Genomic DNA, 14,191 nt, shown 5'->3' on the forward strand with positions numbered 1-14,191 from the left:
TTAGGAGACCGCTTCGTGGAGTCGGTCCGCCTGCTTGTCCTTCAGCGGGCCGATCACCGACAGGGAGGGGCGGTGTCCCAGCACCTCGCCTGCTACCGCGCGCACCTCGTCGGGGGTGACGGCGGCTATCTGCTGGAGCATCTCGTCGACCGACATCTGCGAGCCCCAGCACAGTTCGCTCTTGCCGATGCGGTTCATCAGCGCGCCGGTGTCCTCGAGGCCGAGCACGGTGGATCCGGAGAGCTGGCCGACGGCGCGGCCGATCTCCTCGTCCGAGAGACCCTCGGACGCGACCCGCTCGATTTCGTCTCGGCAGATCTTCAGGACGTCGTGGACCTGGCTGGGGCGGCAGCCCGCGTAGACGCCGAAGAGGCCGGTGTCGGCGAAGCCCGAGGTGTACGAGTACACGCTGTAGGCCAGGCCGCGCTTCTCGCGGACCTCCTGGAACAGGCGCGAGGACATGCCGCCGCCGAGGGCGGTGTTCAGTACGCCGAGCGCCCAGCGGCGGTCGTCGGTGCGGGCGAGGCCGGGCATACCGAGGACGACATGGGCCTGCTCGGTCTTGCGGCCCAGCAGTTCGACGCGGCCGGCGGTGCGCAGGGTGCGGTTCCCGCCGCGGGGCGGGGTGGGGGTCGCGTCCGTACGGGACGGTGCGCCGGCCTTCTCGAAGGCCCTGCGGACCTGGCGTACGACGGTGGCATGGTCGATGTTGCCCGCGGCCGCGACGACCAGATGGGTCGGGTCGTAGTGCTTCTTGTAGAAGCGGCGGACGCGGTCGGCGCTCAGCGCGTTGACCGTCTCGACCGTGCCGAGAACCGGGCGGCCGAGGGGGCTGTCTCCGAACATCGTGTGCGCGAACAGATCGTGCACGCAGTCGCCCGGGTCGTCCTCGGTCATCGCGATCTCTTCGAGGATGACGCCGCGCTCGGCGTCCACGTCGTCCTGGACGATCAGCGATCCGGTGAGCATGTCGCAGACCACGTCGATGGCAAGCGGCAGGTCGGTGTCGAGCACGCGCGCGTAGTAGCAGGTGTACTCCTTCGCCGTGAAGGCGTTCATCTCGCCGCCGACCGCGTCGATCGCCGATGAGATGTCGAGGGCGGAACGCCGTCGCGTGCCCTTGAAGAGGAGGTGCTCCAGGTAGTGTGTGGCGCCGCCGAGCGAGGGCGTCTCGTCGCGAGAGCCGACGTTCGCCCAGATGCCGAAGGTGGCGGAGCGTACGGAGGGCAGAGTCTCGGTGACGACGCGCAGGCCGCCGGGCAGGACGGTGCGGCGGACGGTGCCGATGCCGTGCTCACCCTTGAGAAGCGTTTGGGTACGGGCGACGGCCCGCGCCTCCGAAGAGGTGCGGGCCGTCGTCCTGGAACTACGGGACGTCACTTGGCAGCGTCGTCCTTGTTCTCGTCGGCGGACTCTTCGCCCTCGATCACGGGGATCAGGGAGAGCTTGCCGCGGGAGTCGATCTCGGCGATCTCGACCTGCACCTTGGAGCCGACCGCGAGCACGTCCTCGACGTTCTCCACGCGCTTGCCACCGGCGAGCTTGCGGATCTGCGAGATGTGCAGCAGGCCGTCCTTGCCCGGGAGCAGGGACACGAACGCACCGAAGGTGGTCGTCTTGACGACCGTGCCCAGGTAGCGCTCGCCGACCTCCGGCATGGTCGGGTTGGCGATGCCGTTGATCGTGGCGCGGGCGGCCTCGGCGGCCGGTCCGTCGGCGGCACCGATGTAGATGGTGCCGTCGTCCTCGATCGTGATGTCGGCGCCGGTGTCCTCCTGGATCTGGTTGATCATCTTGCCCTTGGGGCCGATGACCTCACCGATCTTGTCCACCGGGATCTTGACGGTGATGATCCGCGGGGCGTTGGGGGACATCTCGTCCGGGACGTCGATGGCCTCGTTCATCACATCGAGGATGTGGAGGCGGGCGTCGCGGGCCTGCTTCAGCGCGGCGGCCAGGACCGAGGCGGGGATGCCGTCGAGCTTGGTGTCGAGCTGGAGCGCGGTGACGAAGGTCTTCGTACCGGCGACCTTGAAGTCCATGTCACCGAAGGCGTCCTCAGCACCGAGGATGTCGGTGAGTGCGACGTAGTGCGTCTGGCCGTCGATCTCCTCGGAGATCAGACCCATGGCGATACCGGCGACGGGGGCCTTGAGCGGCACACCGGCATTCAGCAGCGACATGGTGGAGGCGCAGACCGAGCCCATGGACGTGGAGCCGTTGGAGCCCAGCGCCTCGGAGACCTGGCGGATGGCGTACGGGAACTCCTCGCGCGTCGGCAGCACCGGCACGATGGCGCGCTCGGCGAGCGCGCCGTGGCCGATCTCGCGGCGCTTCGGCGAACCGACGCGGCCGGTCTCACCGACGGAGTACGGCGGGAAGTTGTAGTTGTGCATGTAGCGCTTGCGGGTCACCGGGGAAAGCGTGTCCAGCTGCTGCTCCATACGGAGCATGTTGAGGGTGGTGACGCCCAGGATCTGGGTCTCGCCACGCTCGAACAGCGCCGAGCCGTGTACCCGCGGAATGGCCTCGACCTCGGCGGCGAGCGTACGGATGTCCGTGACGCCACGGCCGTCGATGCGGACCTTGTCCTTGATGACGCGCTCGCGGACCAGCTTCTTGGTCAGCGCGCGGTATGCACCGGAGATCTCCTTCTCACGGCCCTCGAACTGCGGGAGCAGCTTCTCGGCGGCGACCTCCTTGATGCGGTCGAGCTCGGTCTCGCGCTCCTGCTTGCCTGCGATGGTGAGCGCCTGCGCGAGCTCGCCCTTGACGGCCGCGGTCAGTGCCTCCAGGACGTCGTCCTGGTAGTCGAGGAAGACCGGGAACTCGCCGGTGGGCTTGGCGGCCTTGGCGGCGAGGTCCGACTGGGCCTTGCACAGCGCCTTGATGAAGGGCTTCGCGGCCTCGAGACCGGCAGCGACGAGCTCCTCGGTCGGCGCCTCGGCGCCGCCCTTGACGAGCTCGATGGTCTTCTCGGTGGCCTCGGCCTCGACCATCATGATCGCGACGTCGCCGTCCTCCAGGACGCGACCGGCGACCACCATGTCGAAGACAGCGTCCTCGAGTTCGGTGTGCGTCGGGAAGGCGACCCACTGGCCCTTGATCAGGGCGACACGGGTGCCGCCGATGGGGCCGGAGAAGGGCAGGCCGGCCAGCTGCGTGGAGCAGGAGGCGGCGTTGATCGCGACCACGTCGTACAGGTGGTCGGGGTTGAGCGCCATGATCGTCTCGACGATCTGGATCTCGTTGCGCAGGCCCTTCTTGAAGGAGGGGCGCAGCGGGCGGTCGATCAGGCGGCAGGTGAGGATCGCGTCCTCGGAGGGCCGGCCCTCACGACGGAAGAAGGAGCCGGGGATCTTGCCGGCTGCGTACATCCGCTCCTCGACGTCCACCGTCAGGGGGAAGAAGTCGAGCTGGTCCTTGGGCTTCTTGGAAGCGGTGGTGGCCGACAGCACCATGGTGTCGTCGTCCAGGTACGCCACGGCGGAACCGGCGGCCTGCTTGGCCAGCCGGCCCGTCTCGAAGCGGATGGTGCGGGTGCCGAAGGAACCGTTGTCAATGACGGCCTCGGCGTAGTGGGTCTCGTTCTCCACTAGCGTTTTCTCCTCGTCTTCGTCCCCTCGCCCGTGTGGCGGGGGACGGTGGCCGAGAAGCGCTCGTTCTGCGGGCCGGTCTTCGATCGAAGCACCCGGGGCTTGGTTCTCCGGGGGCCACTACCGAGGACCGGCGGCGGTGAGGCGGCTTCTCGTTCGTTCGGTATTGCGTTATTGCGTTGTCGTTCGGTACTGCCTTGTGCGACCAGACTAAATGCCGTCCGGTACGTCGCGCACGTACAGCAAAGGGAGCGGCCCCCTAAGAGTGGGAACCGCTCCCTTCACGGCGTCTTACTTGGCGCCGCCGGCCGCACCGCGGCGGATGCCGAGGCGGTCGACCAGCGTACGGAAGCGCTGGATGTCCTTCTTGGCCAGGTACTGCAGCAGACGGCGGCGCTGGCCCACCAGGATCAGCAGACCACGGCGGGAGTGGTGGTCGTGCTTGTGCGTCTTGAGGTGCTCGGTCAGGTCCGAGATCCGGCGGGAGAGCATCGCGACCTGGACCTCGGGGGAGCCGGTGTCGCCCTCCTTGGTGCCGAACTCGGCCATGATCTGCTTCTTCGTAGCGGCGTCGAGAGACACTCGGTACTCCTCTTTTGATGTTCGATGCGCCCACGAGTGCCCCTGGTCTTGATCTCAGGGGAGCTTCCGTGACTCGGAGGCGAAGGTCCGATGAGCGCTGCACCCAGATACTCCGGGTACGCGTACACAAACGGCCGTCGCCCAGCGTACCAGCCCACGGACGGGCTCTTGACAGCCGGTCCAGGCCCTGTCCGCCCGATCTTGCCGGACAGGACCTAGCTGGTCATGGAGCGGGCCGCATTGAAGACGTCCAGTACGGCCAGGCAGAGCGGGACCAGTGAGAGCAGCACCGCGCCCTCCGCGAGGTCGAGCAGCCGGCCCCAGAAGGGCGAGAGGCCCTTGCGCGGAATGATCAGGCCGATCGCCGTGATCAGGGCGGCGCCCGCAGCGACGGCCGCGGTGAGCCAGATCGTACGGATGTCCAGGCCGCCCCGGTCCCCGTACATCAGCAGATCCTTGACCAGGTCGACGGGCGGGTTCAGGGAGAGGCCGAGGACCAGGAGCGCTATCGCGGCGATGCCGGCCACGAGCGTGCAGGCGACCTGCGAGGTGTAGCGGAAGAGCCGCGCGCGCAGCAGCATCGCGAGACCGGCGGCCAGGGCGAGGCACTGGCCCCAGACGCTGTCGGAGAAGCCGAGCACGGCGGCACAGGCGACGACGACCGCGGCGCAGCCGCCGACCAGACCGAGCAGCATTTCGTGGCCGCGGCGGGCCTGGGCCGCGATCCGCTCGCCGTCGACGGGCTGGGCGTCGGGGGTCTCATTGGGGTCGGCCTCGAAATCGTCCTCGGCGGCGCTGCGCGGCGAGGCGTAGCCGATCGGCAGCCGGGCGAAGCGGGCCGAGAGGCCGGGCAGGAAGGCGACCAGGCCGATGGCGACCGGGGCGACGGCGGAGGCGGTCTCGGTGGCGGAGGCCTCGGTGAGGATCGCGGCGAAGGTGGCGATGGTGCCGGTGGTGCTCAGGAAGGTGGCCGCTACGAAGGGGGCGTCGCCGCTCGGGGTGAGCGCGACGAGAGCGACCGAGGCGACCAGGACGGTCACACAGCCGAGCAGGAACTGCAGCTTGCCGGGACCGTGGCCGGCGTCCGGGCCGATGATGCCGGAGCCCGCTATCAGCAGCAGCGGCAGAGCGCCGAGGCCCAGCGCGACGGCGGTGGCACGGTCGGAGTAGACCCGGGCGCGTACTCCCGCGAAGGCGGTGAGCAGGAGTCCGGCCGCTCCCGCGATGATGCCGGGAAGACTGTGCATGTCGTGGCGGACCGGATCGGCGAACCACAGCACGAAGCCCATCAGGACCAGCAGCAGGACACCGCCCACCAGCCCGGCGCCGCGCAGGAGTTCGTCGCTCCACAGGTGCCGGTCGCGGGTGACGGCGGAGGCGACGGCGTCGGAGACGTCGTCGAACACGGCGGGCGGCAGCGACTCCGCGAAGGGGCGCAGGCTGAGTACCTCGCCGTCGAGCACCTGCTGGGCGGCGAGCGAGCGAGCGCCGTCAAGTACCGTGCCGTCACGGCGCACCAGGTGGTAGCCGGTCGGAGTTCCCGGAGCCTGGGTCTGGCCGGTGAGGCGCAGAATCTCCGGGTAGACGTCGGCGACGGCGATGTCCTCGGGAAGAGCGACATCGATACGGCTGTCCGGCGCCACGACTGTGACGCGGCAGAAGCCGGTCGCTGCGGTCGTACTCACGTGTCTGGACCCCCTGATTCGCGGTTGCGCACGGTGCGCGCGCCACCCTACCGGGACACACCCGATGGGTCTGCAAGTAGGATCACCGTCGCGCGGAGGGAAGTCCGCAGCAAAGGCAGTCACGGGGGCGCCGGCGCGGAATTCGCCCGTCCGTCTTCCGTCCGTATCGAGGGATTGATGCTCCGGTGAGCCAGATCGTCGTGAAACGCCCGCCGAGGTCGCTGCCGCCTGAAGTGCCCACGGAGGAACTGACTCTGGAGGCTCCTCCGGAACTGCCGCGGGGTCAGCAGGAGGGCATGCTGATGCAGGTCCTGCCCGTCCTGGGCATGGGTTCTTCGGTGGTCTTCTTCTTCTCGCCGCAGGCCCCTCCGTTCATGCGCATCATGGGCGTGATGATGCTGGTCTCGACGGTCGGAATGGTCGTCGCCCAGATCGTCAGATTCCGCAAGGGTACGCAGGGGCAAATGGCGGATGTCCGCCGTGACTACCTCAAATACCTTGCCCAGACGCGGCGTACGGTGCGCAAGACCGCGCGCAAGCAGCGTGACGCGCAGTTGTATCTGCATCCCGCCCCCGAACAGCTGTGGTCGCTGGTGGCCGAGGGCTCGCGGGTGTGGGAACGGCGTGTGGGCGACGGGGACTTCGGACAGGTGCGCGTCGGTCTCGGCGCGCAGCAGCTGGCCACACCGCTCGTCGCACCGGACACGGCGCCGGTGGACGAGCTGGAGCCGCTGTCGGCCGGGGCCATGCAGCAATTCCTCGCGGTGCACGGCTCGTTGGACGGGCTGCCGATGGCGGTCTCAATGCGTGCCTTCTACCACGTGACGGTCTCCGGCGAGCCGGAGTCCGCGCAGTCGGCCGCGCGGGCGCTGGTCTCCCAGCTGGTGACGCTGCACTCCCCCGAAGACCTGATGCTGGCGGTCGTGACGGCGCCGGGCGCGGTCGGGCGCTGGGACTGGACGAAGTGGCTGCCGCACACACAAGTGGCCGGTCAGGTGGACGGCGCAGGGACCAAGCGGCTGTTCGGCGACGACCTCGGTGAGCTGGAGCAGCTGCTGCACAGCCGCCTGGACGGCCGGCCGCGGTTCAGCCGGGAGAACCAGCCGGTCATGGACCAGCCGCATGTCGTCGTCGTGCTGGACGGCGGGATGGTGCCGCCGGATTCGCTGTTCGCGGCTGCCGAGGGACTGCAGGGCGTCACCATAGTCGAGGTCGTCTCCGGCGATCTGGACGAGCCGCGCGGCGGTCTCTCGGTGGTCGTGCGTCCCGGGCGGCTGCGCCTGGAGTCCGGTACCCGGGTGGCGTACGAGGGTGTGCCGGACGGGATATCGCTGCCGGCGGCCGAGGCGCTCGCGCGTCAGCTGGCGCCGCTGCGCATCGGCGGGGGCGACGACGACGAACCGCTGCTCGCCAACCTGGACTTCACGGATCTGCTGAACCTGGGTGACGCGGCAGGGATCGATGTGGCGCGCACCTGGCGGCCGCGTTCGGTGGCCGAGCGTCTTCGGGTGCCGATCGGTGTCGGCGAGGACGGCCAGCCGGTCATGCTCGACCTCAAGGAGGCCGCGCAGGAGGGCATGGGCCCGCACGGTCTGTGCGTCGGCGCGACCGGTTCCGGAAAGTCCGAGTTGCTGCGCACGCTGGTGCTGGGCCTTGCGGTCACGCACTCCTCGGAGACCCTCAACTTCGTCCTCGCGGACTTCAAGGGTGGTGCGACCTTCGCGGGAATGTCGCAGATGCCGCACGTCGCGGCCGTGATCACCAACCTCTCGGACGACCTCACACTCGTCGATCGCATGGGAGACGCGATCCGCGGTGAACTGCAGCGGCGGCAGGAGCTGCTGCACAAGTCGGGCAACTACGCGAACATCCACGACTACGAGAAGGCACGTGCCGCCGGCGCTCCGCTGGAGCCGCTCGCCTCGCTGGTTCTCGTCCTCGACGAGTTCTCCGAACTCCTCACCGCCAAGCCCGACTTCATCGACATGTTCATCCAGATCGGCCGGATCGGCCGTTCCCTCGGTGTGCATCTGCTGCTGGCCTCCCAGCGCCTGGAAGAGGGCAAGCTGCGCGGCCTGGACACGTATCTCTCGTACCGGATCGGTCTGCGGACCTTCTCGGCGGCCGAGTCACGTACGGCGATCGGCGTGCCCGACGCGTACCACCTGCCGTCGGTGCCCGGTTCCGGCTATCTGAAGTTCGGCACCGAGGAGATGACCCGTTTCAAGGCGGCGTACGTCTCGGGGACGTACCGCACCGGAGGCCCGGATCTGTCGGTGGGCCAGCTGCCCATCGAGCGGCGGCCCGCTGTCTTCACCGCGGCCCCCGTGCCGGTCGTGTACGCGGCTCCCGACCCGGCCGCCACCGCCCGGGCCGCCGCCGACGACGAGGCGCTGGCGGACACCGTGCTCGATGTGATCGTGCGCCGTCTCGAGGGACAGGGCGTGCCCGCCCACCAGGTGTGGCTGCCGCCGCTGGACGAGGCGCCCACGCTCGACCAGGTGCTGCCCGGTCTCGCGCCGACCCCCGACCGGGGCCTGACCGCGACGGAGTACACACGACCGGGCGGTCTCACCGTACCGCTGGGCCTGATCGACAAGCCCTTCGAGCAGCGCCGCGAGGTGCTGTACCGGGACTTCTCCGGCGCGGCGGGCCACATGATGGTCGTCGGCGGTCCGCAGTCCGGAAAGTCGACGCTGATGCGGACGCTGATCTCGTCGTTCGCCCTGACGCACACCCCGAGCGAAGTGCAGTTCTACGCGCTGGACTTCGGCGGTGGCGGTCTGTCCTCGCTGGCCGACCTGCCGCATGTCGGCGGTATTGCCTCGCGCCTGGACCCGGAGCGGGTGCGTCGTGCGGTCGCCGAGGTCATGGGCGTACTGAACCGGCGCGAGGAGTTCTTCCGCGCCAACGGCATCGACTCCATCGCCACCTACCGCCGCAAGCGGGCCGCGGGCGAACTGCCGGGCGAGGCCTGGGGAGACGTCTTCCTGGTCATCGACGGCTGGGGCGGTTTCAAGAACGACTACGAGATGCTGGAGCCGGTGGTCGCCGACCTCGCGGCGCGCGGTCTGGGCTACGGCATCCATGTCGTCATCACCGCCGCCCGCTACATGGAGGTGCGCGCGGCGCTCAAGGACCAGATGCTGGGCCGTCTCGAGCTGCGCCTCGGTGACGTCATGGACTCCGAGTTCGACCGCAAGGTCGCCGCGAACGTCCCGACCGGTGTACCGGGCCGTGGCCAGGTCCCGGAGAAGCTGCACTTCATGACGGCTCTGCCGCGTATCGACTCGATCAGTGGCTCCGCCGATCTGGCGGAGGGCACGGCCGCATTCGTCCAGGCCGTCAAGGCGAACTGGGCGGGCCCCCCGGCGCCTGCCGTCCGGCTGCTGCCGCGCCGGCTGCCGGCCGAGCAGCTGCCGAAGGGCTTCGAGTACCCGCAGCACGGCATCGCGATCGGCATCGACGAGACGAACCTGGAGCCGGTGTTCGTCGACTTCGAGAGCGATCCGTTCTTCCTGATCTTCGGCGAGAGCGAGTCCGGAAAGACGGCGCTGCTACGGCTGATCGCCAAGCAGATCACCGAGCGCTACACCCCGGAGCAGGCAAGGATCGTGGTCGGCGACTACCGGCGGACGATGCTGGAGGCCGTACCCTCCTCGCATCTGCTGGAGTACGCGCCGATGACGTCCGCCATGGAAATGCACATGGACGCGATCAACACGGTCATGGGCAAGCGGGCGCCGAAGCCGGACATCACTCCGCAGCAGCTGCGCGACCGCAGTTGGTGGACCGGACCGCAGCTCTTCGTGCTCATCGACGACTACGAACTGGTCGCCACCAACTCCGGCAATCCGCTCTCGGTGCTGGTGGACAATCTGCCCTTCGCCCGCGATGTCGGCATCCGGTTCATCGTCGCGCGCAGCCAGGCCGGAGCGTCCCGGGCCATGTACGAGTCCTTCATGCAGCGCATCAAGGAACTGGGGGCGCAGGGCGTCATCCTGTCGGGCGACCCCGGCGAGGGCGACATCCTCGGCAATGTCCGGGCGCGGCCGATGCCTCCGGGGCGTGGCACGTTCGTCTCGCGCAAGCGGGGCGCACCGCTCGTGCAGCTGGGCTGGCTGCCGGACCAGTAGGGTGGTTCGCGCACCTCGATCGACACGTCTGTGGGAGGGACCGCGCCGATGGCTGACGCAAGCGAGAAGGAACGCCAGAAGGAAGAGCTGTACGCCCTCGACATCTCCGGTGTGGAGTGGATCGGCGCGCCCGGCACGAGCAAGGACGAGGAGCGCGTCGAGATCGCTCATCTGCCGGGCGGGGCGGTCGCGATGCGCTCGTCGCTGGACCCGGAGACGGTCCTGAGGTACACGGAGGCCGAGTGGCGTGCCTTCGTCCTCGGCGCGCGCGACGGCGAGTTCGATCTGAGGTAAGTGGACGTACGACAAGGGGGGTTGCCCGCCAGTGGCGGGCAACCCCCCTTGTGCGTCTGTCTGGTGCTCGTCAGTGCATCATGCGGAAACGGGCGGCGTTGCCCTTGTCCGTGTCCTGGTAGCCGATGACGGACTCGTCGAGCAGGCGCGCGATGTGGGCCAGGTCGGCGTTCAGGCCGTCCATGTCGCTGGCGAGGTTGCTCTGGATCTCGATGTAGGCCGTCTTGGCTTCACCGTCCCAGTTGCCCGCAACGCTCTTGACGTGCGACAGCAGGTCGCGGAGCTGCTCGTTCAGGTACTTCGAGGTGCCGCGGACGTCACTGGCGGCGGTGGTCACTGTGTCGTAATTGACCGCAGTCGTCATGCTGTACTCCTGGTAGCGATTCGGCGAGGTTCCGGACGGCTCAGATGCTGAGGATGGCGCTGCTGCCCTGCGAGGATTCCGCCTTGCGGAAGCTCTGGATGCGCTCGGTCTCCTGCGCATCGAAGCCGTCGGCGCTCATCTTCACGAGGTTCTGGAGGTTCTCCAGGTCGCGCTGCACGTTCCGCAGACGCAGGTTGAGGTCCTTCTGAACCCGGTCGTACTCCTGGCTCGCCGCGCCCTTCCAGCCGGACTGGATCTGGTCCACGACGCTGTTGAGCGAGCCGATCCGCGAGTTCAGCTCGCCCTGGAACTTGTCGATCTGCTTGGACAGACCGGTGATTTCGCCACTGGTTACGTTCAGGTCTTTGCCGCTACCCGACATCGTGCCCCTTCTTCCTTCGACGGTGACGTAGACGGAAGCCATGTGGATGCCGCCCCCGTGCCGGACCAGTCCTCACTGAGTCCTGCTGTCACTCTAACCACTTGATACGACAGTTCCAACTGCAAAGTCCCGTATGGAGACTTGGTTCACTGGGCCCTCTTGCGCCGGGTGTCCCGGATGACTGTCGCCGAGCCGGCGACCACAGCCACCAGTACGACGCCAATGCCCAACGCATAGGTTGCGTAACGCTCGTTGCGCTCCTGGACCGTCTCGGTCAGCGCCAGATGCGCCGCTTGCGGAGCGGGCGGCTTCGGCGGCCCGGGGTCCGCGCTCGGGGCGCTGATCGGCTTGCCGTCGCCGCTCAGGGCGCGCACCGGGTCGACGACCCCCCAGCCCACGAAGTTGTCCTTGCCGTTGATGCTGCGCTCGGCGGTCTGCTCGATCTGGGCGATGATCTGCTCCACCGTCCACTTGGGGTACTTGGCCTTCAGCAGCGCCGCTACGCCTGCGACATACGGGGCCGAGAAGCTGGTGCCGTTGTCGACGCACTGGCCGTTGCCGGGGACGGTGGAGACCACGTCGACGCCGGGGGCCGCGATCCCGACGAACTCGCCCGCCTGCGAGAAGGCCGCGCGTTCGTTGTTGCGGTCCGACGAGGCGACGGCGAGGACGCCCGGGAACGCCGCGGGATAGGTGGTCTTCAGCTTGCCGTCCATGCCGTCGTTGCCGGCGGAAGCGACGACGACGACCTTCGCCCTGATGGCCCGCTGCACGGCCTTGTTGAGCTCCGAGTCGAGCGACAGCGGCTTGGTGGTGTCCTGGGAGATGTTGATGACACCGGCACCCTTGGCGACCGCGTGATCGATCGCCGTAGCCATCGTGCGGTCGTTGCCGCTGTTGTTCTCGTCGTTCTGGCGGATCGGGATGATCGTGGCCTCGGGCGCCAGGCCTACGAAACCGGTGCCCTTGCGGGGACGCGCGGCAATGATGCCCGCGACCTTGGTGCCATGGCCGACCAGGTCGACCGTGCCGTCGGTCTTGCCGCGCTTCTCGTCCTGGTTGTTCTTGTCGGGCTTGAGGAGATCCCTGCCCGCCGAGGCGTCGACGGCGGACTTGAGCTGGACGTTGTCGTTGTCCACGCCCGTGTCTATGACGGCGACGCGTACGCCCTTGCCCTTGGTGTCCTGCCAGAGCTCGTCGAGCAGGACCCGCTGGAGCGGCCAGGGAATCCCCTCGATCTGCTGCTTCATCGGAAACGTGCACTCGCCACTGCCGTCGATGCCCAGCTCGTGGGGGACATCGTGGGCCTGGGCGTGAGGCGTGGCCGCCAGGCCCGTCAGCGCCGCCGCGACGGTCAGCAGGGCGGCCTTCCTGCGCAGATACGGCATCGGTCGCACCCCTACGAACCCTGCGGCTGACGCGCGCTGTTGGTGTCGAGGCGGGGCCCCTTGGACAGGAACTCCGACCAGGTGATCGGGACGAGCGTCGGGACGACCTTCTCGTAGCCGAGCCGGATCTGCGCCTGGCTGGGCTCGGGGCGGCCGTCCTGCTGCTTCTCCTGGCCGCCCGTGCCGATGTCGGAGCGGTCCTTGTCGCTGTCACCGTTCGCCTGGACCGCGTACCGCAGTCCGGTGTCGGTCACCAGGAACAGCGACCCGTCGGGCTTGGTCTGGTTGCCCTGGACCTGGGTGAACAGCAGGCCGGTTCCCGGGGTGACATAGGTGCTGGTGCCGCCCGCCGTGATCTCGGCGGGGTACTCGGACCCGGCCCAGGTCGACAGGGTCGTACGGCCCTTGCCATCGACCTTGCGCAGCACGCTGCAGACGGTGTCGCGTTCGCCGCCCGCTTCGTTGACCTGCTTGGACCGGAGCGAGGGCCAGTGCTTCTCGGCGGAGAAGAACTCGTCCTTCGGCGCGATCGACTGAGCGTCGACCGTGGTGGCCTCACCGCCCATGTTGAGCCGGTCGGTCTGCGGCGAGTTGATGAGCAGCCAGGCGACGAAGTCGGAGACCGGCTGCACCTTGCCGGCCAGTACGACGTAGTGCTGGGGTCCGGAGCCGGTCTGGGCCTGGAGCACCATGCCTATCCGGTCCTGCTTGTCCGTCAGCCCGCCGCCGACACCGGCCTTGGAGCCGACCTGACCCGGAATCACCGGGAAGTCGACCGGGCTGCCGTCGTGCAGAGTGGCCAGCCAGTCGTCGGTGACGGTCTGCGGCTGCTTGCTGCCGACGAGCGTGCGGGTGAGGAACGAGGCGTCCTTCCCGGTGCCGCGCACCAGGTACTTGGTACCGGCCGCGTCCACCAGGTAGCGCTGCTGGTCCTTCTCGCTCTGGACGTACAGGACTTGGCCGCCGCCCAGGCGCTGCTTGCCCTCGGTGCGCTTCAGATCGCGGTCGCCGAGGACGAACGTCGCCTTCTGCACACTGACTCCCTTGCCGCCACCGGGCTGCTCGCAGACGGCCCAGCGCTTGGCCTCGGCGGCGTCCGTGGCGGACGGCAGCCGGTCGGGTGCGTAGGGAATGCCGAGAATGGGGCCGCGCGGCGGCTTGCCGGAGTCCAGGATGTCGTCGCTGACCTGGATCACCTTGAACTGCTGGGGCGTGAGCAGCAGTCGGGCGGACGCGAGGTTCAGCACGGGGTGGAGCAGGACCTTCTCGCTCTTGCCCTTGCCCGTCGTCAGAACGACATAGCGCGTGGTAGAGCTCTTGCCGACGATCACGTTGGCGAAGGGCTTGTCCCAGTCCTTGGGCGCCTTGGGCTTGAACATGCCGAAGGCACCGAAGCCCGCCATGATCAGCGCGCCGACGATCAGGCTCGGGATGACGGCGCGCATCGGGCGCGGCGCCCCCTCCTCCGTACCTGTCGCGGAGGGTTGGAGGAATGCCGCCACCGTGCGCTTCTTCGCAAAGGTGTACGCGTTGAGCTCATCCCGCCGTGATGCCATGAGTCCCCATTGATAAAGAAGGCACTGTCTCCCCGCGGGGGCCTTGTGGTGAGCGCGGTCCCCGGGCCCGGCTTGCCGGACCGGCCCCCTACTATGCCTGTTGATCGATGGTGCTTGTGGGGCGGGTAGGGTGATCCAGCCGTCAGATGCCTTGCTGGGCAGGGCTGGACAGGGGTGATCGGGATGAATTGGGGCCTAATGAACTGGG

10 protein-coding genes are annotated in these 14,191 nt (G+C 68.5%); 2 read left to right on the plus strand and 8 right to left on the minus strand.

Going from position 1 to position 14,191, the window contains the following annotated elements; all coding sequences use genetic code 11:
* The 4 genes from FBY35_RS09350 to eccD form a co-directional block, all read right to left on the minus strand.
* Window positions 1-1,380, minus strand: a complete 1,380-nt coding sequence (locus FBY35_RS09350) for a pitrilysin family protein (RefSeq protein WP_142213338.1) — start codon at window positions 1,378-1,380, stop codon at window positions 1-3.
* Window positions 1,377-3,596 (minus strand): polyribonucleotide nucleotidyltransferase, encoded by a 2,220-nt coding sequence (locus tag FBY35_RS09355; RefSeq protein ID WP_142213339.1) that lies wholly within the window; start codon window positions 3,594-3,596, stop codon window positions 1,377-1,379. The genes FBY35_RS09350 and FBY35_RS09355 overlap by 4 nt, the downstream gene beginning before the upstream one ends.
* Before the next feature lie 291 nt (window positions 3,597-3,887).
* Complete coding sequence (gene rpsO / locus FBY35_RS09360) at window positions 3,888-4,178, minus strand: 30S ribosomal protein S15 (RefSeq protein WP_006346214.1); 291 nt, start codon at window positions 4,176-4,178, stop codon at window positions 3,888-3,890.
* A gap of 215 nt (window positions 4,179-4,393) precedes the next feature.
* Window positions 4,394-5,863 (minus strand): type VII secretion integral membrane protein EccD, encoded by a 1,470-nt coding sequence (eccD, locus tag FBY35_RS09365; RefSeq protein ID WP_142213340.1) that lies wholly within the window; start codon window positions 5,861-5,863, stop codon window positions 4,394-4,396.
* A 185-nt stretch (window positions 5,864-6,048) separates the two neighbouring features.
* Here eccD and eccCa point away from each other — a divergent pair, with 185 nt between their 5' ends.
* Window positions 6,049-9,999 (plus strand): type VII secretion protein EccCa, encoded by a 3,951-nt coding sequence (gene eccCa / locus FBY35_RS09370; RefSeq protein ID WP_142213341.1) that lies wholly within the window; start codon window positions 6,049-6,051, stop codon window positions 9,997-9,999.
* A gap of 48 nt (window positions 10,000-10,047) precedes the next feature.
* Window positions 10,048-10,293, plus strand: a complete 246-nt coding sequence (locus FBY35_RS09375; protein ID WP_142213342.1) for a DUF397 domain-containing protein — start codon at window positions 10,048-10,050, stop codon at window positions 10,291-10,293.
* A 70-nt stretch (window positions 10,294-10,363) separates the two neighbouring features.
* On the opposite strand, the gene FBY35_RS09380 is transcribed toward FBY35_RS09375, so the two are convergent.
* From FBY35_RS09380 to eccB, 4 genes are all read right to left on the minus strand, one after another.
* Entirely contained in the window at window positions 10,364-10,657 is a 294-nt protein-coding gene (locus FBY35_RS09380; RefSeq protein WP_142213343.1) for a WXG100 family type VII secretion target, read from the minus strand.
* Between the two features lie 40 nt (window positions 10,658-10,697).
* The gene (locus FBY35_RS09385; RefSeq protein WP_142213344.1) at window positions 10,698-11,039 is read right to left on the minus strand and encodes a WXG100 family type VII secretion target; all 342 of its coding nucleotides are present in this window, start codon (window positions 11,037-11,039) and stop codon (window positions 10,698-10,700) included.
* A gap of 146 nt (window positions 11,040-11,185) precedes the next feature.
* Window positions 11,186-12,427: a type VII secretion-associated serine protease mycosin gene (mycP, locus tag FBY35_RS09390; RefSeq protein ID WP_142214984.1), complete on the minus strand. Its 1,242-nt coding sequence runs from the start codon at window positions 12,425-12,427 to the stop codon at window positions 11,186-11,188.
* 11 nt (window positions 12,428-12,438) lie between these two features.
* A complete protein-coding gene (gene eccB, locus FBY35_RS09395; protein ID WP_142213345.1) occupies window positions 12,439-13,983 on the minus strand; it encodes a type VII secretion protein EccB in 1,545 nt (514 codons plus the stop codon).
* Window positions 13,984-14,191 lie beyond the last annotated feature (208 nt).

It is taken from the genome of Streptomyces sp. SLBN-118, assembly GCF_006715635.1.
Lineage (GTDB): Bacteria > Actinomycetota > Actinomycetes > Streptomycetales > Streptomycetaceae > Streptomyces.

What these genes read in the sequence shown, in the direction of transcription:
- mycP (WP_142214984.1), bottom strand. Translation starts at nt 12,427, where the DNA reads ATGCCGTATCTGCGCAGGAAGGCCGCCCTGCTGACCGTCGCGGCGGCG.
- FBY35_RS09385 (WP_142213344.1), bottom strand. Translation starts at nt 11,039, where the DNA reads ATGTCGGGTAGCGGCAAAGACCTGAACGTAACCAGTGGCGAAATCACC.
- FBY35_RS09375 (WP_142213342.1), top strand. Translation starts at nt 10,048, where the DNA reads ATGGCTGACGCAAGCGAGAAGGAACGCCAGAAGGAAGAGCTGTACGCC.
- eccB (WP_142213345.1), bottom strand. Translation starts at nt 13,983, where the DNA reads ATGGCATCACGGCGGGATGAGCTCAACGCGTACACCTTTGCGAAGAAG.
- FBY35_RS09380 (WP_142213343.1), bottom strand. Translation starts at nt 10,657, where the DNA reads ATGACGACTGCGGTCAATTACGACACAGTGACCACCGCCGCCAGTGAC.